The 21,783-nt window shown below is 32.9% G+C and carries 23 protein-coding genes and 1 pseudogene; 19 read left to right on the top strand and 5 right to left on the bottom strand.

The genetic code is table 11. The annotated features are described in order from the left end of the window. The first annotated feature begins 226 nt into the window (after nucleotides 1–226). Nucleotides 227–919 (top strand): orotidine-5'-phosphate decarboxylase, encoded by a 693-nt coding sequence (gene pyrF, locus SYN6308_RS04930; RefSeq protein WP_144051395.1) that lies wholly within the window; start codon nucleotides 227–229, stop codon nucleotides 917–919. On the opposite strand, the gene SYN6308_RS04925 is transcribed toward pyrF, so the two are convergent. From SYN6308_RS04925 to SYN6308_RS04910, 3 genes are all read right to left on the bottom strand, one after another. Next, nucleotides 916–2,109 carry a substrate-binding domain-containing protein gene (locus tag SYN6308_RS04925; protein WP_017293325.1) on the bottom strand — a complete coding sequence of 398 codons (1,194 nt, stop codon included), beginning with the start codon at nucleotides 2,107–2,109 and terminating at the stop codon, nucleotides 916–918. The genes pyrF and SYN6308_RS04925 overlap by 4 nt on opposite strands. Before the next feature lie 395 nt (nucleotides 2,110–2,504). Then, the gene (locus tag SYN6308_RS04915; protein ID WP_017293323.1) at nucleotides 2,505–3,230 is read right to left on the bottom strand and encodes a hypothetical protein; all 726 of its coding nucleotides are present in this window, start codon (nucleotides 3,228–3,230) and stop codon (nucleotides 2,505–2,507) included. 11 nt (nucleotides 3,231–3,241) lie between these two features. Then, entirely contained in the window at nucleotides 3,242–4,969 is a 1,728-nt protein-coding gene (locus tag SYN6308_RS04910; RefSeq protein ID WP_237741258.1) for a VWA domain-containing protein, read from the bottom strand. Nucleotides 4,970–5,115: 146 nt separating this feature from the next. Here SYN6308_RS04910 and SYN6308_RS04905 point away from each other — a divergent pair, with 146 nt between their 5' ends. The 6 genes from SYN6308_RS04905 to SYN6308_RS04880 all read left to right on the top strand — a co-directional run bounded on the left by SYN6308_RS04905 (nucleotide 5,116) and on the right by SYN6308_RS04880 (nucleotide 7,473). After that, entirely contained in the window at nucleotides 5,116–5,412 is a 297-nt protein-coding gene (locus SYN6308_RS04905; protein WP_017293321.1) for a hypothetical protein, read from the top strand. A gap of 6 nt (nucleotides 5,413–5,418) precedes the next feature. Next, nucleotides 5,419–5,820: a type II toxin-antitoxin system VapC family toxin gene (locus SYN6308_RS04900; RefSeq protein ID WP_017293320.1), complete on the top strand. Its 402-nt coding sequence runs from the start codon at nucleotides 5,419–5,421 to the stop codon at nucleotides 5,818–5,820. A gap of 120 nt (nucleotides 5,821–5,940) precedes the next feature. Beyond that, entirely contained in the window at nucleotides 5,941–6,237 is a 297-nt protein-coding gene (locus SYN6308_RS04895; RefSeq protein WP_017293319.1) for a hypothetical protein, read from the top strand. An 8-nt stretch (nucleotides 6,238–6,245) separates the two neighbouring features. Then, the gene (locus SYN6308_RS04890; RefSeq protein WP_017293318.1) at nucleotides 6,246–6,647 is read left to right on the top strand and encodes a type II toxin-antitoxin system VapC family toxin; all 402 of its coding nucleotides are present in this window, start codon (nucleotides 6,246–6,248) and stop codon (nucleotides 6,645–6,647) included. Nucleotides 6,648–6,767: 120 nt separating this feature from the next. Continuing rightward, on the top strand, nucleotides 6,768–7,064 hold the full coding sequence (locus SYN6308_RS04885) for a hypothetical protein (RefSeq protein WP_017293317.1): 297 nt from the start codon (nucleotides 6,768–6,770) through the stop codon (nucleotides 7,062–7,064). 7 nt (nucleotides 7,065–7,071) lie between these two features. Beyond that, entirely contained in the window at nucleotides 7,072–7,473 is a 402-nt protein-coding gene (locus SYN6308_RS04880; protein WP_017293316.1) for a PIN domain-containing protein, read from the top strand. A 193-nt stretch (nucleotides 7,474–7,666) separates the two neighbouring features. Here the strand turns inward: SYN6308_RS04880 and SYN6308_RS04875 are convergent, their stop codons facing one another. Next, a complete protein-coding gene (locus SYN6308_RS04875; RefSeq protein WP_017293315.1) occupies nucleotides 7,667–10,483 on the bottom strand; it encodes a DNA methyltransferase in 2,817 nt (938 codons plus the stop codon). Between the two features lie 76 nt (nucleotides 10,484–10,559). On the opposite strand from SYN6308_RS04875, the gene pcrA reads away from it, so the two are divergent. The 7 genes from pcrA to SYN6308_RS21760 all read left to right on the top strand — a co-directional run bounded on the left by pcrA (nucleotide 10,560) and on the right by SYN6308_RS21760 (nucleotide 15,101). Then, nucleotides 10,560–12,884 carry a DNA helicase PcrA gene (gene pcrA, locus SYN6308_RS04870; RefSeq protein WP_017293314.1) on the top strand — a complete coding sequence of 775 codons (2,325 nt, stop codon included), beginning with the start codon at nucleotides 10,560–10,562 and terminating at the stop codon, nucleotides 12,882–12,884. Between the two features lie 84 nt (nucleotides 12,885–12,968). Beyond that, nucleotides 12,969–13,325: a nucleotidyltransferase family protein gene (locus tag SYN6308_RS04865; RefSeq protein ID WP_017293313.1), complete on the top strand. Its 357-nt coding sequence runs from the start codon at nucleotides 12,969–12,971 to the stop codon at nucleotides 13,323–13,325. Continuing rightward, the gene (locus SYN6308_RS04860) at nucleotides 13,304–13,774 is read left to right on the top strand and encodes a ribonuclease toxin HepT-like protein (protein ID WP_017293312.1); all 471 of its coding nucleotides are present in this window, start codon (nucleotides 13,304–13,306) and stop codon (nucleotides 13,772–13,774) included. Before SYN6308_RS04865 ends, SYN6308_RS04860 begins: the two co-directional genes overlap by 22 nt. A 187-nt stretch (nucleotides 13,775–13,961) precedes the next feature. Further along, nucleotides 13,962–14,303, top strand: coding sequence for a nucleotidyltransferase domain-containing protein (locus SYN6308_RS04855; protein WP_017293311.1), 342 nt, complete (start codon nucleotides 13,962–13,964; stop codon nucleotides 14,301–14,303). Beyond that, a complete protein-coding gene (locus SYN6308_RS25970; protein ID WP_083879524.1) occupies nucleotides 14,300–14,515 on the top strand; it encodes a HEPN domain-containing protein in 216 nt (71 codons plus the stop codon). The genes SYN6308_RS04855 and SYN6308_RS25970 overlap by 4 nt, the downstream gene beginning before the upstream one ends. 26 nt (nucleotides 14,516–14,541) lie before the next feature. Further along, on the top strand, nucleotides 14,542–14,781 hold the full coding sequence (locus SYN6308_RS04850; protein ID WP_017293310.1) for a DUF6364 family protein: 240 nt from the start codon (nucleotides 14,542–14,544) through the stop codon (nucleotides 14,779–14,781). Then, complete coding sequence (locus tag SYN6308_RS21760; RefSeq protein ID WP_017293309.1) at nucleotides 14,778–15,101, top strand: type II toxin-antitoxin system VapC family toxin; 324 nt, start codon at nucleotides 14,778–14,780, stop codon at nucleotides 15,099–15,101. Before SYN6308_RS04850 ends, SYN6308_RS21760 begins: the two co-directional genes overlap by 4 nt. On the opposite strand, the gene SYN6308_RS04840 is transcribed toward SYN6308_RS21760, so the two are convergent. Next, a complete protein-coding gene (locus tag SYN6308_RS04840) occupies nucleotides 15,098–15,316 on the bottom strand; it encodes a hypothetical protein (RefSeq protein ID WP_017293308.1) in 219 nt (72 codons plus the stop codon). The genes SYN6308_RS21760 and SYN6308_RS04840 overlap by 4 nt on opposite strands. 84 nt (nucleotides 15,317–15,400) lie before the next feature. Here SYN6308_RS04840 and SYN6308_RS04835 point away from each other — a divergent pair, with 84 nt between their 5' ends. The 5 genes and pseudogenes from SYN6308_RS04835 to SYN6308_RS04815 all read left to right on the top strand — a co-directional run bounded on the left by SYN6308_RS04835 (nucleotide 15,401) and on the right by SYN6308_RS04815 (nucleotide 21,692). Further along, nucleotides 15,401–16,450 carry an ABC transporter transmembrane domain-containing protein gene (locus SYN6308_RS04835; protein WP_017293307.1) on the top strand — a complete coding sequence of 350 codons (1,050 nt, stop codon included), beginning with the start codon at nucleotides 15,401–15,403 and terminating at the stop codon, nucleotides 16,448–16,450. 79 nt (nucleotides 16,451–16,529) lie between these two features. Further along, nucleotides 16,530–17,318 carry an ABC transporter ATP-binding protein gene (locus SYN6308_RS04830; RefSeq protein ID WP_017293306.1) on the top strand — a complete coding sequence of 263 codons (789 nt, stop codon included), beginning with the start codon at nucleotides 16,530–16,532 and terminating at the stop codon, nucleotides 17,316–17,318. Nucleotides 17,319–17,453: 135 nt separating this feature from the next. Continuing rightward, nucleotides 17,454–17,768 (top strand): annotated as a pseudogene (locus SYN6308_RS04825) (asparagine synthase-related protein); the annotation flags it as partial. Nucleotides 17,769–18,010: 242 nt separating this feature from the next. After that, on the top strand, nucleotides 18,011–18,535 hold the full coding sequence (gene rsmD, locus SYN6308_RS04820) for a 16S rRNA (guanine(966)-N(2))-methyltransferase RsmD (protein ID WP_017293304.1): 525 nt from the start codon (nucleotides 18,011–18,013) through the stop codon (nucleotides 18,533–18,535). A 58-nt stretch (nucleotides 18,536–18,593) separates the two neighbouring features. Next, nucleotides 18,594–21,692, top strand: coding sequence for an efflux RND transporter permease subunit (locus tag SYN6308_RS04815; protein ID WP_017293303.1), 3,099 nt, complete (start codon nucleotides 18,594–18,596; stop codon nucleotides 21,690–21,692). Nucleotides 21,693–21,783 lie beyond the last annotated feature (91 nt).

Genomic DNA, 21,783 nt, shown 5'->3' with positions numbered 1-21,783 from the left:
AAGGAAATAATTAGGCATTGCCTCATAGTATTTTAAAGAGGAGGGGTATCCCAAAAGATATTAAGTAAAGTCATAAAAAAAATCAATATTTTGAGACTTTGTTTAAATAAAATTTAGATAATTTAGAAGTGATTTTTGATGATATAATTAAGGTTATTATGAATGTTTATTACCTAATTCTTAACCTTCATCAATATTCAATTATTCCTCTGCTGAGTATCACAACATAATGATCCAAGATAAAATTATTGTACCTCTTGACGTACCCGATTTAGAAAGTGCGATCGAGCTAGTTAAATTGTTACCAGAAGTCAGTTTTTGGAAAGTAGGATTAGAATTATTCGTTGCCACAGGTGCAGATATACTAAAATTTTTGCAGGATGAAAATAAACGTATATTTCTTGATCTCAAATTCCACGACATCCCTAATACCGTCAAAAGTGCTACTCGATCAGCTTTAAAACATGACGTTGACTTATTAACCATTCATGCCACTGCGGGGAGAGAAGCCCTAACTGCCGCCAAAGAAGTGGTAAAAAATAGTGGTACAACCCGTTTAAAATTGTTAGCCATTACCGTTTTAACGAGCATTAACACCCGTCAATTAGCTTTTGACCTCAAAATTCCTCTAGAGTTGTCTGAGTACGCCTTAAATAACGCCCTAATGGCTCAAGAATGTGGTATAGATGGAGCAGTGTGTTCTCCCCATGAAGCACAAAAATTAAAAGAAGTTTGTGGGAAAGATTTTATATTGGTTTGTCCCGGAGTGCGTCCAGTATGGGCTACAGCAGGAGATCAACAAAGAATTATGACTCCAGAAAAGGCATTACAAAAAGGTGCTGACTATCTTGTCATCGGGCGCCCTATCACTCAAGCGGAAAACCCTCCTGAAGCATGGGCTAAAATTATCAACGCCTAATTACTACGATACCAAACTTTTTGAATTTCATTGATTATTTCTGGATTTGGACTTGATTTAACAGTAACGGAAGGGTTAATTTCTACTCCTGAAATCCTTTGATTCCATGGGCTATTTATTAAAGATTGTAAATCCAGATTATTGACAGGGCGAAAACCATAGTTTGCAAAAATTATTTGTTGTTCATCTTCTGTTAAAAAGTCGAGAAATTTTTGAGCAGATTTTGCTTCAGCATTACTAACATTTTTCTGCACGATCGCACCCATAATAGTTGTTTCCATGGTAGGATTAGGATAGTAAATTTGATAGCCTTGGTTTTGATTTTGTTTTGCTTCCTGCCAACGATATAAAGCGATACTTTCATAAACCGTAGCCACATCAGCATCATTAACTCCCCTAGCGATGAACTCTTGTAGTAAAATATCAGTTGATCTAGGGGGTTGATAAACCGATTGTTTTATAAGTTGGAAAAGTTTGCTTATTTCTGGATTATTAACATCATTTACCGTTAAATTATTTTGATTTAACTCACTTTTTGCCCATAAACTTAAAGTTAATTGACCAGAGTTCGATCGAGTGGGATCAGTGGTGATAAAATCAAAACTACCCCATGTTTTTTTACCCCCTAATTTATCCCAATTTCTGGTAATTAAAGCATTTTCTAAAGTTTGCCAATTAAACTTATTATCAGGAAATAAAACCTTTCCTCTTTCTTCCCAAGCAATAGCTACTAATAAAGTTTTAGCTAAGGCTTGAGGAGGATTATAAAATATTTTTGTTTCCCCTTGGGCTTTTAATTTAGTTTCTAATTCATTAATTAATTCACCATTAGCAGGGATTAAAATAGTTGAATTAAAATCATTTTTTTCATCAATAAAATTAGTAATAATATCCTGTGAGCCTTGAAACTTTAAATCTAAATTAATCTGGGGATTTTCTTGCTCAAATTTTTTCTCTATCTCCTCCAAAACTTCTTTTAATTCTGTGCCACTAACTATAGTTATATTAGTTTTCAGTCCAAAAAAAGGCGGTAAATAAGTTATCCCTAAAGAAGCTAAAATAATTGCGATCGAAATACCTTGATTGATTGGTTTATTAGCATTATTATTAGTTGATTTATTCGCAACAATATTACCTGATGTTGAAGGAATTTTCAACATTGTTAAAAATTTTTGTGTTAACTTATTCATAACTTTTATCAAAAATAAACTATTTTCTCTTTATTATACTTTTATTTCTATTTTGTACTTAATTACTAAAATTAAAGTTATTATGAATAATAGATTTTTTATTCCCTCGTAGGGGTTAAATAATATTCAATCCTTCCCCCCTTGTTGATTATGGGAAATGCCTAATAGTATTTTCATCTTCTTGTGTATAAATTTTTTCTCGATTAAGATATTCTTCTTTCACTCCTAATTTAAAAGTAGGGAAAGAATAGTTTTTTTTAGGTTTAATTGTTATAGAAATATCCACTTCTTCCCCTTCTTGAATATTATCAGGTAAAGTTTCTAATCAAATAATTGTTTGTCCTTTTATATAACCTTTCATTTTTCTATGCTATTATTTTTTAATAATAATTATATTAGACTAATAAATCAACGTTATCTTGAAAATTTTTCAATTCTTCACTTAAACTTTTTAATTCTTGAATTTGCTCAGAATTACTAAGATCAGATGTTCTTAATTTATTCTGTAAATTTTGTAAAATTCCTCCTAATTCGATAATAATATTTACCAAAGAAAAAACTTGAGCTTCCCTTGCGTCTTGCCCTTCTAAGGCTAATTCTATATTATTTTGTAAGGTATTTTCTATTTGTTTTAATTGTCTTAATGCCATTCCTCCGCTATATTTTTGTTTAGTTTGCACTTCTTCTAATTGTTTGTTTAAATCGTCTATGGATAATAGAGAATCTCCCCCGTGTAATCTTCTACTTAGTCTCTCAATTTTTTCTGGTAATTCTAAGGTTCGATCGCACATATATTGTACAGTAGTTAATAAGTCTAATTGCCAAGAATCTTGTAAGAGTTTTTCAGCTTCTAGGCGTAAACTTTCAGATTTTTTGATTAATAATTGGGCTTGATTTTTAGCGTTATCTAATTCTGTTTCTAAAGCCGTATTTTCTATATCAATATCTTCCTCAACTTGCTTTTCTTTACTAGCTAAAACCATCGAACTGATGATCACGATCGAACCTGATACTGGTAACATAATAAAAGAGGATAAATTGGCAATTCTTACTCCTAAAAAAAGAGCAATACCACCGATTAAAACTCCTAAAGGATAATTGAGAGGATTAACTAATTTCATCAAAAACCTCCTTAAAATTCCACTTGCAAATTATTCATCACCTGATCTATAGTATTAGGATCACCTTTACGATAATAACCACTATTTATTTTGGCAATTTCTTCTAAAATTTGAGCATTAAATTCGCCATCTTTACCATAACCAACGGTAAAAAAAGCAATTCTTTCATCACTATTAAAACCACTTTTTTGTAATTCTGTTTCTAAATTTGCTAAACTTATGCCACTGCCAGAATCTTCTCCATCGGTAAGAATTAACACCGCATTAATGGTATTTTGTTTCAAATTTTTTCTTAACCAATCCCTTGCAAATAAGGCACTATCATATAATCTTGTACCGCCTCTAGCTTGTAAACTACTGATATATTTTATGCCCTCGTTTTTGCCTTCAGGAGTGCCTTTAATTATCACAGGAGGATTAATTTCATCACTAAAAGTTATTAAAACTATCTCCTCTTTTATGCCTAAATTATTCACATAATTAAACAAAGTATTTTTCACCGCCGTTATCTTTTCCCCTCGCATTGAACCAGAAATGTCCACAACGATCGCTACTTGGGAAGGTTTTTTGGCATAATCCTGCCAATTTTTCAGCATTGCCTCTACTACTTCAGGCTTGGGAGGGCGATAGGATTCATAATTAGGGTTAGGATTTACTCCAAATTGAGCGCTAAATTTGTTACTCAAGGGAATACCAGACACCCCGGGGCGCAATCCTAATTCACTGGCGAGGGTTTGCAATTCGGGAGTCAACATGAAATCTAATACTTTTTGTGCGCCTTCTCTTTCTTCGGGCGACACCCAAGAAGCGTTGGGTAACATCCCTCGAATGTTAGAGCTAAAGGTGGCTTTGGGATATACTGCTTGATACTGGTTATTGCCTTGACTGTTGGCACGAATAACTAAAGACTCATACACAGAGCCTACATTTGCCCAAAAAATGCCATTTTCTACCATAGAATTAGCTAAAGATGCCGTAGATACGCCGTAACGGGTAACTTTTTCTTGGATAGCTTTCACTTTATCCTGATATTTGCTTATATCTTCTATGGTTAAGTCTTGGGGAGGTTTATTGGCAACGGAAGCGAATTGAGCTATTAATGTTTGCAATCCAGAGTTCGATCGAGTGGGCGCCGTTTGGACAAAATAGATAGGTAGGGGTTGACTATTGGGATCTAATTCTTGATAATTATTATACTGGGCTAAATCTGTGTAAATATTAGCTTTTTTTTCCAAAGCAGGGGCTAACTCCTTAGTTGTCATAAACACCATGGGGCTAAAAACGATAAGAGGAGTATCAGTGATAGCAGGAATATACTCTTTTCCCGGGAAAATCTTGTCGATTTGATAAATAAACTGATTTTGATATATTTCTCCATCCACAGCAATTAAAGAGGGAAATCGCTCATCATCAGGAGAAATCCCCCCTGCGGATAATTGTTGAGCTAGTAATACAACTTCGTTGATGACATCACCACTTCCTTTGGCATCACAGGTTAAATAAAAGGGTTTTCCGTTACTCAATTTGGGATTAGTCGCATTAAGTTTTGTTGCAGTTTGTTGACAAAATTCCCCTAAATCGCTACCGACTAAAAATTTAATGGGAATACCCGCAGGTTGATTATTATTATTTACTGTGCTTTGGGTACACCCCGTTACCAATAAAAATGAAAGTATGGGGAATAATAACTTAGACTTTAAAACCATCGATCGAACCGTTATAGTTGATGATTTGATCATAGTCGATCGAGCCAAAAAATTAGATTAAGTAATTGTTAAGTTTAAAAGTAATTTAGATTAAACTAAACATATTTAAAAGGTTCGATCGAATTAATTTTAAGTTATAATCAGATTATCTTAATAAAAAATAAATAGAGGTAAATATCATGTTATCAACGGATATTAGACAAGAAATAATAGTTAAAAGAATAGAAGATATAGTATCTATTTTAATGTCAGAACGTCCTTTATTTAAAGAAGAACTTGATTATGACAAAACAGTGACACACTTAGCGGAAGTTTTTGAAAAAGCATTATCGGTAAATGAATTTAATAATGTATCAGAAGAAAGCCTTAAAAATCGTTGCAGTGGCATTATGTCATTACATCTTTTAGCTAAAATAGGTGAAGAATTTACCCCCAAACAAATGGCTATTTTTGATGATGCAATTAAACGTAAATAAAAAATTATGGATTATTTATTAGACACCAATATTGTTTCCTTCGCACTCAAACACAATTCAATAATTTTGCAAAAGATTGAATTAATTAAAGCCCAAGAAAAAAATATTTCTATCAGTTGTATCACTTATTTTGAAATTAGACGAGGTTTTTTAGCAGTTGATGCACCAAAACAAAGAAAAAATTTTGCAGAATTTTGCCTAGATTATCAAATTATTTTATTAGATGATTTAGCAATTTTAGAAAAAGCTGCTCAAATTCATGCTAACCTCAGATTAAGAGGTTTACCTATTCAAACCGAAGATATTTTAATCGCTTCTACGGCAATTATTAAAGATTTAATTATGGTTTCTAATGATAGTGATTTAACCAGAATTGAGGGTTTAAATTTAGAGAATTGGATAGAATAAATAGGCACTTTTTAGGTTGGGTTAAATGAAATGCAACCCAACAAATCGATCGATTCGTGAGGCAACTAATTTTAAGTTATGATAAGATAATCTTAATAAAGACTAAATGGAGGAAATATCATGTTATCAACGGATATTAAACAAGAAATAATACTTAAAAGAATCGAGAATATAGTATCTATATTAATGGATAAAGAGCCTTTTTTTAAAGAGGATCTCGATTATAGGGAAACGGTACATGAGTTAGTTACACGGCTTGAAAAAAACAAGTCTTTGGAAGAATTTAATGGGATGTCTGATGAAGAATTAAAAGATTTTAGTAGTAGCATAATGTCCTTAAATATGTTAGCAAAAGTGGGTGAGTCTTTTACTCCCCAACAGATGGCAATTTTTGATGAAGCAATTAAACGGAAATAAAAATTTTTATGGATTATTTATTAGATACAAATATTGTTTCTTTTATTATTAAAGATAATCTTCAGATTCTTCAAAAAATTAAAGACATTAAAGAACAAAATAATAAGATATTTATTAGTTGTATCACTTATTTTGAAATAAGGAGAGGTTTTTTAGCCATTGATGCACCTAAACAAAGGGAAAGATTTAACAAATTTTCTCAAAATTATCCGATTATTTTATTAGATGATTTAGCAATTTTAGAAAAAGCTGCTCAAATTCATGCTAACCTCAGATTAAGAGGTTTACCTATTCAAACCGAAGATATTTTAATCGCTTCTACGGCAATTATTAAAGATTTAATTATGGTTTCTAATGATAGTGATTTAACGAGAATTGAGGGTTTAAATTTAGAGAATTGGATAGAATAAATAAGCACTTTGTAGGTTGGGTTAAATGAAATGCAACCCAACAAATCGATCGATTCGTGAAGAAAATAATTTTAAGTTATGATAAAATAATATTAATCAAGACTAAATGGAGGAAATATCATGTTATTAACAGATATTAAACAAGAAATAATAGTTAAAAGAATAGAGAATATTGTATCTATTTTGATGGATGAAGATTCGTTATTAAAAGAAGATTTAGATTATCGAGAAATAGTAAAACATTTGGTAAATCTTACTCAAGAAAATTTGACCTTTGAAGACTTTGATAGTATGCCAGATAGCGAATTAAAAGAACATTGTAGCTTTGTTATGGCGACAGAAGTTTTATCAAAAATTGGTCACGAATTTACCCCTGAACAAATGGCAGTTTTTGATGATGCAATTAAAAGAAAATAGGTGATTTATGAGCTATTTATTAGATACAAATATTGTTTCTTTAGCTATCAAAGATAATTTAAAAATTAAAGCTAAACTCGAAGCAATAAAATTTCAAAGAAACAAAATTTATATTAGTTGTATCACTTATTTTGAAATTAGACGAGGTTTTTTAGCAGTTGATGCCCCAAAAAAAAGGGAAAGATTTAATCAAATGTACCAACAATATCCGATTATTTTATTAGATGATTTAGCAATTTTAGAAAAAGCTGCTGAAATTCATGCTAACCTCAGATTAAGAGGTTTACCTATTCAAACCGAAGATATTTTAATCGCTTCTACGGCAATTATTAAAGATTTAATTATGGTTTCTAATGATAGTGATTTAACGAGAATTGAGGGTTTAAATTTAGAGAATTGGATAGAATAAATAGGCACTTTTTAGGTTGGGCTAAATGAAATACAACCCAACTAAAACTATTGTAAAGATGTAAAATTTCACGTCTCTACTGCAATTTTTTCCAGATGTCTAATGTCTAAATAAATTAAAATAAATTAAATAAAATTGTTGTTGGAATAGGCTACCGCTTACCCAACCTACTGACGGGAAATAACAAAAACATTTATTTTTTTCTGCTTTTTTTCTTCTCTGTTTTTAATAAGGGTGCTGTGATATTTTCATATAAATTAAACAAAAATTCGATGCGATTTAATTCACTAGAAAAAGTCTGTTTTGTATAGCATAAATCCACTGCTTTGTCAAGGGCTTGATGCGCTTTTAATAAGTCCCTTGGCATGGTTAATCGATCGTACAAATCGGCTAAACTACTATCAGGATATTGTGTTCTAATATCAAGGATTTTTTGAGCTAAATTAGCTACTTTTTCCCGTTGTTTTTCCGTCACATTGTCAGGAAAAGGATAGTTATTATAAACAATTGAACTTGAGTATTGATAGTCACTTTTCATTCTTCCACATACATATTTAACCCATGTCATGTGCATTTCTGAGGTTAAAATTCCGAATAAAAATAAATCATGAGATGGAATAATTAAACAACTTCCACTAGCAATAATTTCTTTCTTATTAATACCAATAGGAATATATTTTCTATTTTCAGAAGATACTTTAGGTATCAGAATATAATCTATATTAGGTTGTCTAATTTCACCAAAAATAGATGGAGTTTGAGCAAGTTTTACTGTTGTTTTTCTTCCACTACTTTCACGATAATTTTTTACTTGTTTTATTGTTTCTAAAACTAAAGGCATTTTTTTTAATTCATTCGGGTTAACATCTACAAGCCATAAACACCAACGTTTGATATTATTAATAAATTCTTTTCCACCTGAATATAGTTTAATATATTGTTTTGCTAAAGGTTCTTTTTTTATAAACTCTTTTTTTTCTTCATCTGATAAAATTAAAATTCCATTATCTATCGGCATACTACCATAATTTATTGCAGGAAAATTCGATAAAGGTTGATTTCTTTTAGATATAATTAAATCATTACCTTCTACTAAATAAGGATTAATATTTTTAACAATTTTTTCAGTTGCTTCACCTCTAATATCAAGATAGTCAAAAAGTTTTTTTTCAAGAATATCGAAATTAGCAAAACCAATAATAACACAATGAACAGCCGCTTTTCCTTTTGCTTCATTAGTCCATTTAAAACTACGATGAGCAAAATGAATTTTAATGTTATATTTTGTATATAACTCCTGCCATAAAATGCTTACTTGTTCCCCCTGAGAAATAGAATTTGTACTCACAAAAGCACAACGAATATTAGTATTTTGAGTAAACTGAGAGGCTTTTAAATACCATGCACAAACATAATCTAAAACTCCTGCATTTTTTACTCCATTAAAGACTAAATTCATATCAGCTTTTTGGTGAGAATATTGTTCTTTCTTACCAACAAAAGGAGGATTACCAAAGATAAAATTAAAAGAAAAATTAGATCCTCCTAAATCCCCCTTAATAAGGGGTACTTTGCTATTATTCTCCCCCCTTAATAAGGGGGGTTGGGGGGGATCAATAATATTTTTCCAATCAATTTGTAAAGCATTTCCATGAACAATTTTAGCGGATTTTTTCAGAGGTAAACGGACAAAATATTGACCAAATTCATTACTAACTTTAATATTCATTTGATGATCAATTAACCACATAGCAACCTCGGCAATTCTCACCGCAAATTCATCATATTCGATGCCAAAAAATTGATCGACATCCACTTTAATAATATTGCGAATATCTAACTCTAATTGTCCTTGTTTATTTAACTCTTTTAAGATTAAAATTTCTAAATCTCGTAACTCTCGATAACTAACAATTAAAAAATTACCACATCCACAGGCAGGATCAAGAAATCTTAAATTAGCAATTTTTTCGTGAAATTCTTTGAGTTTATTATGATTAGTTTTTATCTTCTCAAACTCATTATATAAGTCATCTAAAAACAGGGGCTTAATAACTTTTTGAATATTTTTTTCTGAGGTATAATGAGCTCCTAAATTACGTCTTTGACTAGGATTCATCACTGCTTGAAACATCGAACCAAAAATCGCAGGAGAAATTTTACCCCAGTCTAAAGCACAGGCTTTTAATAACATTTCTCTCATTTCTCGATCGAAATAAGCTGGAGGTAAACCTTCTTCAAATAACTTGCCATTTATGTAGGGAAATTGAGCTAAATTTTCATCTAAAATTTTTAGTCTTTTATCTTCTTCACGATTTAAGGTATCAAAAATTAAGGTTAAATGTCCAGCTAAATCGCTACCATCTTCTTTGGTGTGTAAATCGATATATTCTTGGAAAATATTTTTATTAAAAATGCCTGTATCGTCAGCAAATAAACAAAATAATAATCTAACTAAATAAACCTCTAAATTATGTCCAGTATAACCAATATTTAAGAGTCGATCGTGCAATTCTCCCATTAATTCGGCGGCGTGAATATTAACGGGATCACTATCTTTATATTCTCGTTTTTTATACCCTGCTATAAAGTCAAATAAATGAACATGATCAACAAATTCAGTCAGTAAAAATTCATGGTTAACATCATTTTCTAAGTCGTATAATTTAAACTTAGCAAAGTCTGAAATGAGGATATATTTAGGCAATTCATGATCTTTTAATCCGGGGAAATAATCAATGGCTTGTTGATAGGCTTTCTCTAAATTTTTGCCTTTAGATTTATGCTCAACTAAAATAACTCCTTTCCATAATAAATCAATAAATCCTTGTTTATTGTCTAATTTTTTGACAGATTTTTCAAAGGTAGCAACGCGCCTTCTTGGCACTCCAAAAACATCAAAAAAATTATCCCAAAATGATTTAGCTTCAGCATTTTCTGAGGTTTCATTAGCCCATTCTCGACTAAAATTTAAGGCTCTATTTTTAATTTCATTCCAACTTAAAGGCATATATTTAGTATCCGATAAAATTCTTAGACCTTATTATGATAGAATTAGGTTTGATAGCTCTTTTAAATTCTGCTTTATGAACTCTAATCTTGATTTCCTTCATCATCTAAACCTCTGTCAACGTCAAGCCGTAGAACATTTTTGCGGACCATTATTAGTAGTTGCTGGTGCAGGTTCAGGTAAGACAAGAGCATTAACCTATCGTATTGCCAATTTGATCTTAACCCATAAAGTCGCCCCTGAAAATATTTTAGCCGTCACCTTTACCAATAAGGCGGCAAGGGAAATGAAAGAAAGAATTGAGAAAATTTTTGCGCAGAAAATAGCAGAAGAAAAACATGGGCAACGGCTAGATTTATTATCAGAATTAGAACAGAAAAAAATACAATCTCAAGTTTATAAAAATACCATAAAACCCCTCTGGGTGGGTACTTTCCATAGTTTATGTGCCAGAATTTTACGGTTTGATATAAATAAATATCAAGATGAAAAAAGTCGAGTTTGGCAAAGAAATTTTACGATTTTAGATGAGTCTGATGTCCAAAGTTTAGTTAAGCAAATAGTGACTAAAAAACTCAACCTTGATGATAAAAAATTCGAGCCTCGCAAAATGCGTTTTGCTATTAGTAAGATCAAGAATTTAGGGCTTACTCCTCAACAATATGCCATAGAAAATCCAGACTATAAGGGGAGAGTAATAGCTGAAATTTATGAAGAATATCAAGCTCAATTAGCAGGAAATAATTCCCTAGATTTTGATGATTTATTATTAATTCCTGTGCGTATTTTTCAACAAAATGAATCCGTTTTAGGTTATTGGCATAACCAATTTAAACATATTTTAGTGGACGAATATCAGGATACTAACCACATTCAATATGAGTTAATTAGGCTTTTATCTACTAATAATGAACCTAAAAAACAAGATTGGAATTGGCAAAATCGATCGATCTTTGTAGTAGGAGATGCAGATCAATCTATCTACTCTTTTAGGATGGCAGATTTCACAATTTTATTAAATTTTCAAGAAGATTTTGGGGATAATTTAGCGGATAATATCACCGAAACCATGATAAAATTAGAAGAAAATTATCGATCGAGAGAGAACATTTTACAAGCGGCAAATCACCTCATAGAAAAAAATACCCAACGCATTGATAAAGTCTTAAAAGCCACGAGAGGAGAAGGAGAAACCATCTATACCTATCGAGGAGATAACGAGAGAGAAGAAGCTAGTTTTGTGTGTCGAAAAATTCAACAATTAGTCAAAGAAAACCCTGAATTAAATTGGGGAGATTTTGCTATTTTATATCGTGTTAACTCTCAATCACGCCCCTTTGAAGATGAATTAATTAATAAAGGTGTTCCTTATAATATAGTAGGTGGTTTAAAGTTCTATGAAAGAAAAGAAATTAAAGACGCTTTAGCCTATTTAAGATTAATAATTAATCCCGCAGATACCGTCAGTTTATTGCGTATTATTAACACTCCTAGAAGGGGAATTGGTAAAACCACTGTTGATAATTTAATGACGGCTTCCCAAGAATTAAATATCCCTTTATGGGAAATAATTAATGATCAAACATCTGTAAATACGATCGCAGGAAAAGCCGCTAAAAAAGTTAATCAATTTGCGGAAATAATTAGCGATTGTCAAAATAGAATTAAGGAAAATTCCGCCTCAGAAATTCTGAATCAAATTCTCAATCTTTCAGGTTATTTAGACGACTTAAAACAACAAGGCACGGATGAAGCAGAAAACCGAGAAGAAAACCTCAACGAATTAGTCAACGCTATGCTTCAATTTCAAGAAGACAACGAAGACTCCAGCTTGGAAGGGTTTTTAAGTAGTGCTTCCCTCGCTTCAGATTTAGATAACTTGGAAGAAGGAGAAAAAGCTGTTTCCCTGATGACACTGCACTCCGCCAAAGGTTTAGAATTTAATGTCGTGTTTTTAGTGGGTTTTGAGCAAGGATTGTTACCCCATAATCGCAGTTTGCGAGATGAAATGGAATTGGAAGAAGAAAGACGGTTGTGCTATGTTGGTATGACAAGAGCTAAGGAGCAATTATTTATCACCTATGCTCGAGAAAGATATTCTTGGGGTAATTTAGATTATTGTACCCCTTCGCAATTTTTGGATGAGTTACCTGCAGATTTGCTCAGTAGTAATTTAAACTCCCGTCAATCTATCTCGAAAAAGGCTAAATCGGAAGCCGAAGTTAAAGCAACTTGTCAGGAATCATGGCAGGAGGGCGATCGAGTGTATCATCCCATATTCGGTGACGGTATTGTTACAAATTTATTGGGATTAGGCAAAAAAAATACTTTAGTTGTGCAATTCGAGTCAGCGAGAAAAATTATTAATCCCAGTCACACCAAACTAGAAAAAATTACTTAATTGATGTTTTTGTTTATTTTGTTGGGTTGCAATTTATTGCTCCCATTTTGATAAAATTTAGGAAAATCTTTTAAAAACTACTACATGACTTTGTTTTCTACTAAGAAACTCGATCGAATTATCGCAGAAGAACGATTAAAATTAGAAACTCAGCGTCAAAGCCTACTGAAAAAAACGTGTCAATGGTTAGATAAATTTTCGATCGAATATGGTATAACTCAAGCCTATATATTTGGTTCTGTTACTCGTGCAGGAAAATTTCATCATCATTCAGACATTGATTTAGCCGTGGAAACTATTAACCCAGAAAAACACTGTCAAGCCATTAGTTTACTCTCAACTTATCTTGAAAGAGATGTAGATTTAATCAAATTAGATTCTTGTCATTTTGCTCACCGTATTCGTCAAACAGGGATTTTATGGACAAAAACACCTTTATAATTTTAAAAGCTGATCTTAATGCCCAAATACAGTTAATGGCAAGTATTGAGCAAAAACTTCAAGCTCGATGTGAAAATTTAGAGTCAGATGATATTATTCGCTTAGAAAGTATTGCCTATCAAATTCATAATCTTTATAATGCCACAAAAGATTTATTAAAAATTGTCGCAACCTATTTTGAAAACCACATCACAGAAACTTCTCGATGGCATAGCCTTTTATTACACAGAATGAGTCAAGAAATACCAGAAATTCGCCCTGCTTTAATTTCCCAAGAAACCTACAATATTTTAGACAGTTTGAGGGGATTTCGTCACTTTTTTCGTCATGCTTATAATACAGCGATCGAATATAACCAGTTAAAATCAAATTTAGATAAAGCTCTTAATTTATCATCAAATCTAAAAAAAGATTTAAAAATATTTCTTGAACAAATCACCACTAATTAACCAAATATTTCTGCATCTAAACGCATCTTGATCGCCGTTACCATGCCATGAATAAGTTGTGTGAGCAAATTTTGAAGGCAATAATCTTAAAACGCTATAATCACAATTAATAAAATCAACATTTGTTAAAATTAATTCGATGTCTAATAATGTGAGCAATTTAATCAATTTAGGGAGATAAAAGTCAGTGCTAGAGTCGTCCATAAAAAACACTGTTAACCTAATCGAACCAAGTTTAAGAAGATTTGAAAAGTCTCTAAGATACTTATACGGGAAAGATATTGACAAGATTATTTTATTTGGTTCTCAAGCAAGAGGAGAAGCAACGATCGATTCTGATGTGGATATTTTAGTTGTGACTAAAGCAAAATTAACCGAACAAAAACGAGATGAATTAATTAGAGAAATTAGCGATTTTTCCATCAACGAAAATATTTTATTTAATGTTATTGAAATGTTAACAACAAGATTTGAATTAGAACAAAGTCCTTTGCTCATCAATATCCGTAGAGAGGGTATTGTCTTGTGAGGAGTAATACTGAAATCAAATTACTATTGAGCAAGGCTAAAGACACCCATAAAGCATCTTTAGTGCTGTTAGAGAATCATTTACTTGAATCTGCCGTTGGGAGAGCTTATTACACCATGTTTTATGTGGCTCAAGGGTTTCTTTTATCAAAAAATCTTTCTTTTTCGAGTTATAAATTAAACCATAAATGCTATTATAATCACAATGAATAAAACTAAAACTTGTTGAAATTAAGCTCATGGAAACGGAAACAATTACCTTAGAATTATCCAAAAATTATCTAATGTTTGCTGAATACTATGCCAAAAAATATGGTATCAGTATCACTGAGATGTTTGTTGATTATTTAAAGACTCTTGAAAAGATAGAGCAAAAATCTTATTATCCCTCCCTAGAAAAAATAACAGGATTTATTTCCGAAAATATAGACGCAGAAAAAGTTTATCAAGATTATTTAACCGAAAAATACAATCCGTGATTCTAATTGACTTAAATATTATTTTAGATGTAGTTCAACATCGACAACCTTATTACCCTTATTCAGCAAAAATCATCGATAGTATTGTTATGGGTAAAAATAAAGGTGCTGTTTCTATTCATTCCGTTACTACTCTTCATTATCTCGTTAATAAATACTGTGGTTTTGAAAAAGCCCAAGAAGTTATTGCTTGGTTGTTACAACACTTTGAAGTAATCTCTCTTGAAAAAAAAGATATATTAAAAGCCTATTCTCTGCAATGGAAAGATTTTTTCAACTCTCCTGTTTTAGCCATAACTCCAGAAAATTTTATCATCTAAAACAAACTCTCCCAACCATGTAAGATAAAATCGTAAAAATAAACATTCATTAACCTGATATGCTCAAATATGTCTGCATCTAAATCCATTGCGATCGCCGTTACCATTCCATGAATAAATAAAATTATCTTTATGCTGGTTAAACTATAGTCAAAGTCCATTATTATATTAAGATCAAATACTCTGGATTTATTGAAATCTTTAGGCTTCGTCATGGTTGTTGATCAAGTTGAGGCAAATGGTCAACAATTAATTATTTTAAAAAAAGTTTAGTTCTTTTATCAGTCACTTCAACAAATATGACAGTAGTAAATAAGTTAAAAAAATATATCTCAAAGCCTAATCTCTGGTTAGCTAGTATTGTTAAACAAAACTGGAGATTGGGTTTTCTCTCCATTGGATTAGGACTTTTTGCCTCCGTATTAGAAGGTTTATCAACCTCTTTAGTGTTGCCTTTGACTAGCTATTTAAGTAACAGTAATTCTTCACAAAATCAAAATGTATTTCCTAAACCCATTGAACAAATCGGTGAGTTTTTTGGCATAGAAAATCCTTTTGTCATTTTCGTTATCTTATTTTGGTTCGTAATAATTTTCAAAAATAGTACTAAATACTACTCAGATTTTAACATCAACAAATTAAAGTTTTATACAGGTAAAATTATCCGTGAACAAATTATTAACAAGTTTTTTGAATCAGACATATCTTTATATAATTCCGCAAAAACTGGTGAATTAACAGCTCTAATAAATGATCATACAGAACGTTGTCAGGAAATAAGTGCGAATTTTTTCACCCTTATTAGTGAATTTACAACGATTATTTGTTTATTAGCCGTTGCCATTTATTTATCTCCTCAAATAACCTTGATTGGTATCATTAGTTTTAGTGGTTTGGTATTCGGTTTAAAATCTTTATTATCTAAAATCAAAGTTAAAAGTCATAAAGTTGCTAATGAAACAACAATATTTTCAGGGTTAATTCTAGAAATTTTAGACGGTATCAAAGTAATAAAATCCTTTGATTTGGAAAATAACAAAAGGAAAGAAACTCAAATGACTTTAGATTCTCGATGTCATTCAGAAATACAGTTATACAAGTATGCTTGTGCTGTCAATCCCATAACTGAAACTTTAGGAATAAGCACATTGTTAGTAATTTTAATAGCTTTTTATTTTCTAGGCGATGGGAATTTTTTACCAATTTTGTTAACTTATACTATTGTGATGCTAAGAACAATACCTCGTATTAATTTTGCCAATAACCTTATTTCTTCTTTTTCAATTAGGGAAGGTAGTCTTAATCTAGTTTATCAATTTTTATGGGATATATACTTGGCGAGGGCATAACTTGAGTTTGGTGAAGGTAGGCAAAAGGCAAGTAGGCAAGAGGCAACTGTACATTTTGCAACATCAAATTATAACCTTGATGAGTATAACTCATCAAAAAATTAAACAAGGTTCTGTATCGTTTACGGGTATTAAGAAAAAAATATCCATAGAAAATGTTACTTTTCAATATCCTAATACTAAAAAATCAGTCATCAAAAATCTATCTCTAAATATTAAAAATGGACAAAAAGTTGCTTTAGTCGGACAATCGGGTAGCGGTAAATCAACTTTAGTAGATCTGTTAATGCGTTACTATGATCCCAGTGAGGGCAATATTTTTATTGATGGGCAAGACTTAAAAAATATAAATCTGTCCCAGTGGCGTTCTTATACAGCTATTGTCAGTCAAGATACTTTTCTGTTTAATAGCACTATTTTAGAGAATATCCGCTACGGTAATTTAACAGCATCGGATGAAGAAATCAGGGAAGCCACACAAAATGCCTATGCAATGGAGTTTATTGAACGTTTACCTCAAGGTTTAAATACAATAGTAGGACAGAGGGGAGTGATGTTATCTGGGGGACAAAAACAAAGAATCGCCATCGCCCGTGCATTTTTACGCAATCCTCAATTATTGATTTTAGATGAAGCTACCAGTGCTTTGGATACTGCTTCTGAAGTCTTTGTTCAAAAGGCGATCGACAAAATTAGCGAAGGGAGAACGGTTATTACTATTGCTCACCGATTATCAACTATAAAAAATGCAGATGTTATTGTGACAATGCAATCGGGAGAGATAATAGAAAAAGGTTCTCATGAAGAACTTTTAGGCAAAAAACATTATTATTGGAAACTTCATAATTCTGCTAATATAGCAACATAAAGGCAAGTATAATTGAATGATATAGAAAACTGAGGTACTACTAAAAAAATACTGTAGAAATTATATGAACATAGGTGGATTCTGTAATTGGCAAAAATCTAATATTTTAGATGTACCTTTAGCCCTTTAACAGATCAACGTTTTTTAGATTTCATGGCTAGTGTACCTACTTCCGAAAAAAATAAATCAACTTTGCGTAACCCTTTTAAATATGTTTTACCAAAAGAAATTCATGAAGTACCGAAGAAAGGTTTTTCAACTCCTTTACGCCAAATATTACAATCTGTTCAGACAAACCAATTATTATCTGATCACAAAATTTTAAATAAACAGGGTATTGATTCTATATTGAAAACACATCAATACGGACAGGTGTATAGAACTGGTTTACTATTTCGGATTTTAATTTTTGGGCATTGGCTTAATCATTTTCAACCAGAAATCGATTAATGAAATTAAATGATGAAAGTCATCCTTAAAAATTAATTGTAATCAACATATTTAATTTTTCAATATATTAAAACCAACAGTCGTTCATATAAAGAAAGCGAGTACCGTCGTTTCTCGATCGAACCATCTAAACTAGGATTAAAAGAAAGAGAATAACCAATGAGGATATTTGCTAAACTGATAACAAAGTACACATGAGAAAGAGTGACAAATTATGACAACAACACCTAAATTATTATAGAATGCGAATCTACGGCAACAGAGAAATTAAAACCCTATCAGGAAATGATACTCGCCCTACCACATCTAAAGTTCGGGAGGCTTTATTTAATATTTGGAAAGACTATCTTGAATCGGCATCTTGGTTAGATTTATGTGCAGGAAACGGTACAATGGGGGCAGAAGCCCTTTGTCGAGGAGTTTCTGAGGTGGTAGCCATCGAACAATCGTCTTTAGCCTGTCAAATTATTCGAGAAAATTGGCAAAAAGTAGCTCAAGAAAATCAACAATTTAAGGTTTTAAGGGGAGATATTTTACAAAGATTAAAGAGTTTAAAAGGACAAAAATTTGATCTAATTTACTTTGATCCACCTTATCACAATGATCTGTACGATCGAGTTTTAAACTTAATTTATGATTATGAATTACTAAAAGGACAAATAGCTGTAGAATATGATCCCAGAAAATCAAAAATTAGTGAACAACAAAAACTAACCTTAGTGCAAACAAAATTTTACGGTAATATCGCCCTTAATTTTTACTGTTAAAGTTATAATCGATCGTAACAAAACTTAATAGTCATTTCGATCGAACTCTACTAACATTATGTCCTTTCATGTGTCCACATGGTCAGTTAAAAATCCTGTCTCTGTCTTAGTCTTATTCCTGTGTCTGAGTATTTTTGGGATATTCTCCTTTTTTCAGTTAGGCATCAATGATCAACCAAACATAGATATACCCTTAGTTCAAGTTACCATAACTCAGCGCGGAGCAGGACCTGAAGAATTAGAATCTCAGGTGACAAAGTTAGTGGAGGATGCCGTAGCGCCCATTAACTTAGTGGATAATATTGTTTCTACCGTCAGTGATGGTGTGAGCGTCACGGTGATAGAGTTTGAATTGGAAGCAGACGCAAATCAGGCTACTAATGATGTTAGAAATGCCATCGCACAAATAAGACAGGATTTACCGCAGGATATTAATGAGCCGATCGTACAGAAGTTAGACTTTGCAGGAGGTGCTATCATGACTTATGTGGTATCCTCCGATAGTCGCTCAGTGGAAGAATTAACGGATATAGTAGATAGACGCATCGCTAGGGATTTAGCCAACGTTTCAGGGGTTGCCCAAATTAACCGCATCGGTGGTTTTGATAGAGAAGTAAGAGTCGATTTAGACCCAAAAAGGTTACAAGCCTATAATATCACCGCCACAGAAATTAATGAGCAAATTCGCAACCTCAATCTTAACCTCTCAGGAGGAAAAGCCGAAATTGGTGGACAAGAACAGAACATTCGTACCCTTGGCAGTGCCTTAACCGTCAGACAGTTAGCAGATTATCGAGTAATTTTAGACAATGGGGATACTATTCCCTTAAACCAGTTGGGTACAGTTAAAGATGATTTTGCGGAAGCTACTCAATTAGCCTACTATAATGGTGAGCCTGTAGTGGGTTTTTCTATTTTAAGGGGTACAGGTACAACCCTTGTCACTGTGGCGGATAATGTCGAGAAAAAGTTAGTCGAAATTAAACAATCTCTCCCCTCTGATATTAACATTGACTTGATTTTTACCCGTGCCACCGCCATTCGAGATTCCTATCAAGGTACGATCGATTCTTTAATAATTGGCTCTATACTTACAGTTATCAGTGTCGGTATCTTTTTAAGAGATTGGCGCGCCACCCTCATTACTGGTTTAGCCTTACCCCTTTCCATCATCCCGACTTTTATGGTGATGAGAGCGCTTGATTATACTCTCAACGGTATGAGTTTATTAGCTTTAGCCTTAGCTATGGGAAATTTAGTCGATGATGCTATCTGTATGATTGAAAACATTGATCAACATTTGAGCATGGGCAAAAAACCCTATCAGGCGGCAATGGATGCGGCGAGGGAGATTGGTTTAGCGGTAGTGGCAACCACCGCCACAATAGTTGCGGTTTTCTTACCCGTTGCCTTTATGGGAGGTGTGCCGGGGCAGTTTTTCCAACCCTTTGGGGTGACGGTGGCAGTAGCTACGATGTTTTCTACCCTCGTGGCAACTACCATGACTCCTATGTTAAGCGCCTATATTCTTAAACCAAAACCCCTTAACAAAATCAATGATTTATCTAATAATCGTCACAAAATTCATCCCTATGGCACGGTTTTAAAATGGGCATTACGCAATAAAGTTACTACCATTATCATCGCTATTGCTTTCTTTATCGGTAGTCTGCAACTTGTGCCTTATATTCCTCAAGGTTTATTTAGTGAAGGTGACACGGGTTTAAGTACTATTTCGATCGAATTACCACCCTCCTCTACTCTAGCAGATACTCGCTCGATCGCTTTACAAGTTACCGATAAATTAAAACCAAATCCAGTCGTTAAGAGTATTTTAGCGGATATAGGAGGAAGTAAAATTAACGAAGGTACGATGTATGTTAATCTTGTGCCAAAAGATGAGCGAGACATCACTCAACAGGAATTTCAAAGCCAAATGCGCGACTATTTTCGCACCATAGCTGGTGCAAGAGTGACATTTCGCTCTCAAGGTGCAGGAGGAAGCAGTAAAGACTTAACCATCGTCTTAAAAAGCGATAATGGACAGATTTTGACAGAAACTGCCAAAAAATTAGAAACGAGCATGAGGGGTATTTCTGGATTAGTAGAGGTGTCTTCTAGTGCCAGTTTAGTCAAATCTGAGATTATTATTCAACCCAACTTCCAAAAATCCGCCGATTTAGGGGTTTCTGTCAACTCGATCGCGCGTACCGCTTCCCTTGCTACCATAGGGGATAATGACTCTAATCTAGCTAAATTTAACTTAGTCGATCGACAAATTCCCATTCGAGTCCAAATTAACCCCTTATATCGTGGCAACATCGACACCCTAAAAAATCTCAAAGTACCTAGTAACAACGGTACATTAGTCACCCTAGCCAGTGTAGCAGATATTCGCCTCGCCAGTGGACCTGCGGAAATACAACGTTATAACCGTCAAAGAAAAGTGGAGTTGGGGGCAAACTTAGAAGGAATTGCCCTTGGGGATGCCTTAACCGCCGTCAATAATTTACCCGTCATGTCTCCTTTACCCAGTGAAGTATCTCAAGAACCTGCTGGAGATGCAGAAATTATGAGGGATATTTTCAGTCGTTTCTTAGGGGCTGTTGCCCTCGCCATTGGTTGTATTTATGGTATATTAGTTCTATTATATAGTAACTTCTTTTATCCCCTTGCCATTCTTATGGCGTTACCCTTATCTATCGGAGGGGCGTTATTAGGCTTGTTAGTCACTCAAAAAGAGTTAGGATTATTCGCCCTCATCGGTATCGTTTTATTATTGGGCTTAGTTACCAAAAACGCCATTTTATTAGTGGATTTTGCTATCTCAGGAATGAAAGAGGGAAGATCACAATTTCAAGCGGTGGTATATGCGGGAGTTTCTCGATTGCGCCCCATTCTGATGACATCCATTTCAACTATGGCGGCTATGTTGCCCATTGCCTTAGCTTGGGGTGCAGATGGTGAAATTAGAAGCCCTATGGCGATCGCAGTTATCGGAGGTTTTACTACATCAACCCTACTAACCTTAATTGTTGTGCCTGTCACCTTTACCTATGTGGACAATTTCGTCCATTGGTTAGGTAAGATATTTAAACAAGAGGAAGTAAAACAAGTGCAACAAGTCTTAGAATTAGAGGAAACCTTGAAGAATTAAGAATTAAGAATTAAGAATTAAGAAGTGGTTATAGGAGGTAAATCAATTTCTCAACGTGTAATGAATTATACGTCTAACAAAATCACGTTCA

The organism is Geminocystis herdmanii PCC 6308, from assembly GCF_000332235.1.
In the GTDB taxonomy this organism is placed as follows: domain Bacteria; phylum Cyanobacteriota; class Cyanobacteriia; order Cyanobacteriales; family Cyanobacteriaceae; genus Geminocystis; species Geminocystis herdmanii.
Note: the sequence above shows the minus strand (reverse complement) of the source record. Positions and strands in the feature narration are given on the sequence as shown.

Excerpts from the sequence above, each read along its gene's own strand:
- SYN6308_RS04900 (WP_017293320.1), top strand. The coding sequence starts at position 5,419 with ATGGATTATTTATTAGACACCAATATTGTTTCCTTCGCACTCAAACAC.
- SYN6308_RS04875 (WP_017293315.1), bottom strand. The coding sequence starts at position 10,483 with ATGCCTTTAAGTTGGAATGAAATTAAAAATAGAGCCTTAAATTTTAGT.
- SYN6308_RS04915 (WP_017293323.1), bottom strand. The coding sequence starts at position 3,230 with ATGAAATTAGTTAATCCTCTCAATTATCCTTTAGGAGTTTTAATCGGT.
- rsmD (WP_017293304.1), top strand. The coding sequence starts at position 18,011 with ATGCGAATCTACGGCAACAGAGAAATTAAAACCCTATCAGGAAATGAT.
- SYN6308_RS04925 (WP_017293325.1), bottom strand. The coding sequence starts at position 2,109 with ATGAATAAGTTAACACAAAAATTTTTAACAATGTTGAAAATTCCTTCA.
- SYN6308_RS04830 (WP_017293306.1), top strand. The coding sequence starts at position 16,530 with ATGAGTATAACTCATCAAAAAATTAAACAAGGTTCTGTATCGTTTACG.
- SYN6308_RS04885 (WP_017293317.1), top strand. The coding sequence starts at position 6,768 with ATGTTATTAACAGATATTAAACAAGAAATAATAGTTAAAAGAATAGAG.
- SYN6308_RS04865 (WP_017293313.1), top strand. The coding sequence starts at position 12,969 with ATGACTTTGTTTTCTACTAAGAAACTCGATCGAATTATCGCAGAAGAA.
- SYN6308_RS04860 (WP_017293312.1), top strand. The coding sequence starts at position 13,304 with ATGGACAAAAACACCTTTATAATTTTAAAAGCTGATCTTAATGCCCAA.
- SYN6308_RS04905 (WP_017293321.1), top strand. The coding sequence starts at position 5,116 with ATGTTATCAACGGATATTAGACAAGAAATAATAGTTAAAAGAATAGAA.
- SYN6308_RS04850 (WP_017293310.1), top strand. The coding sequence starts at position 14,542 with ATGGAAACGGAAACAATTACCTTAGAATTATCCAAAAATTATCTAATG.
- SYN6308_RS04910 (WP_237741258.1), bottom strand. The coding sequence starts at position 4,969 with ATGATCAAATCATCAACTATAACGGTTCGATCGATGGTTTTAAAGTCT.
- pcrA (WP_017293314.1), top strand. The coding sequence starts at position 10,560 with ATGAACTCTAATCTTGATTTCCTTCATCATCTAAACCTCTGTCAACGT.
- SYN6308_RS04880 (WP_017293316.1), top strand. The coding sequence starts at position 7,072 with ATGAGCTATTTATTAGATACAAATATTGTTTCTTTAGCTATCAAAGAT.
- SYN6308_RS04835 (WP_017293307.1), top strand. The coding sequence starts at position 15,401 with ATGACAGTAGTAAATAAGTTAAAAAAATATATCTCAAAGCCTAATCTC.
- SYN6308_RS04890 (WP_017293318.1), top strand. The coding sequence starts at position 6,246 with ATGGATTATTTATTAGATACAAATATTGTTTCTTTTATTATTAAAGAT.
- SYN6308_RS04895 (WP_017293319.1), top strand. The coding sequence starts at position 5,941 with ATGTTATCAACGGATATTAAACAAGAAATAATACTTAAAAGAATCGAG.
- SYN6308_RS04840 (WP_017293308.1), bottom strand. The coding sequence starts at position 15,316 with ATGACGAAGCCTAAAGATTTCAATAAATCCAGAGTATTTGATCTTAAT.
- SYN6308_RS04815 (WP_017293303.1), top strand. The coding sequence starts at position 18,594 with ATGTCCTTTCATGTGTCCACATGGTCAGTTAAAAATCCTGTCTCTGTC.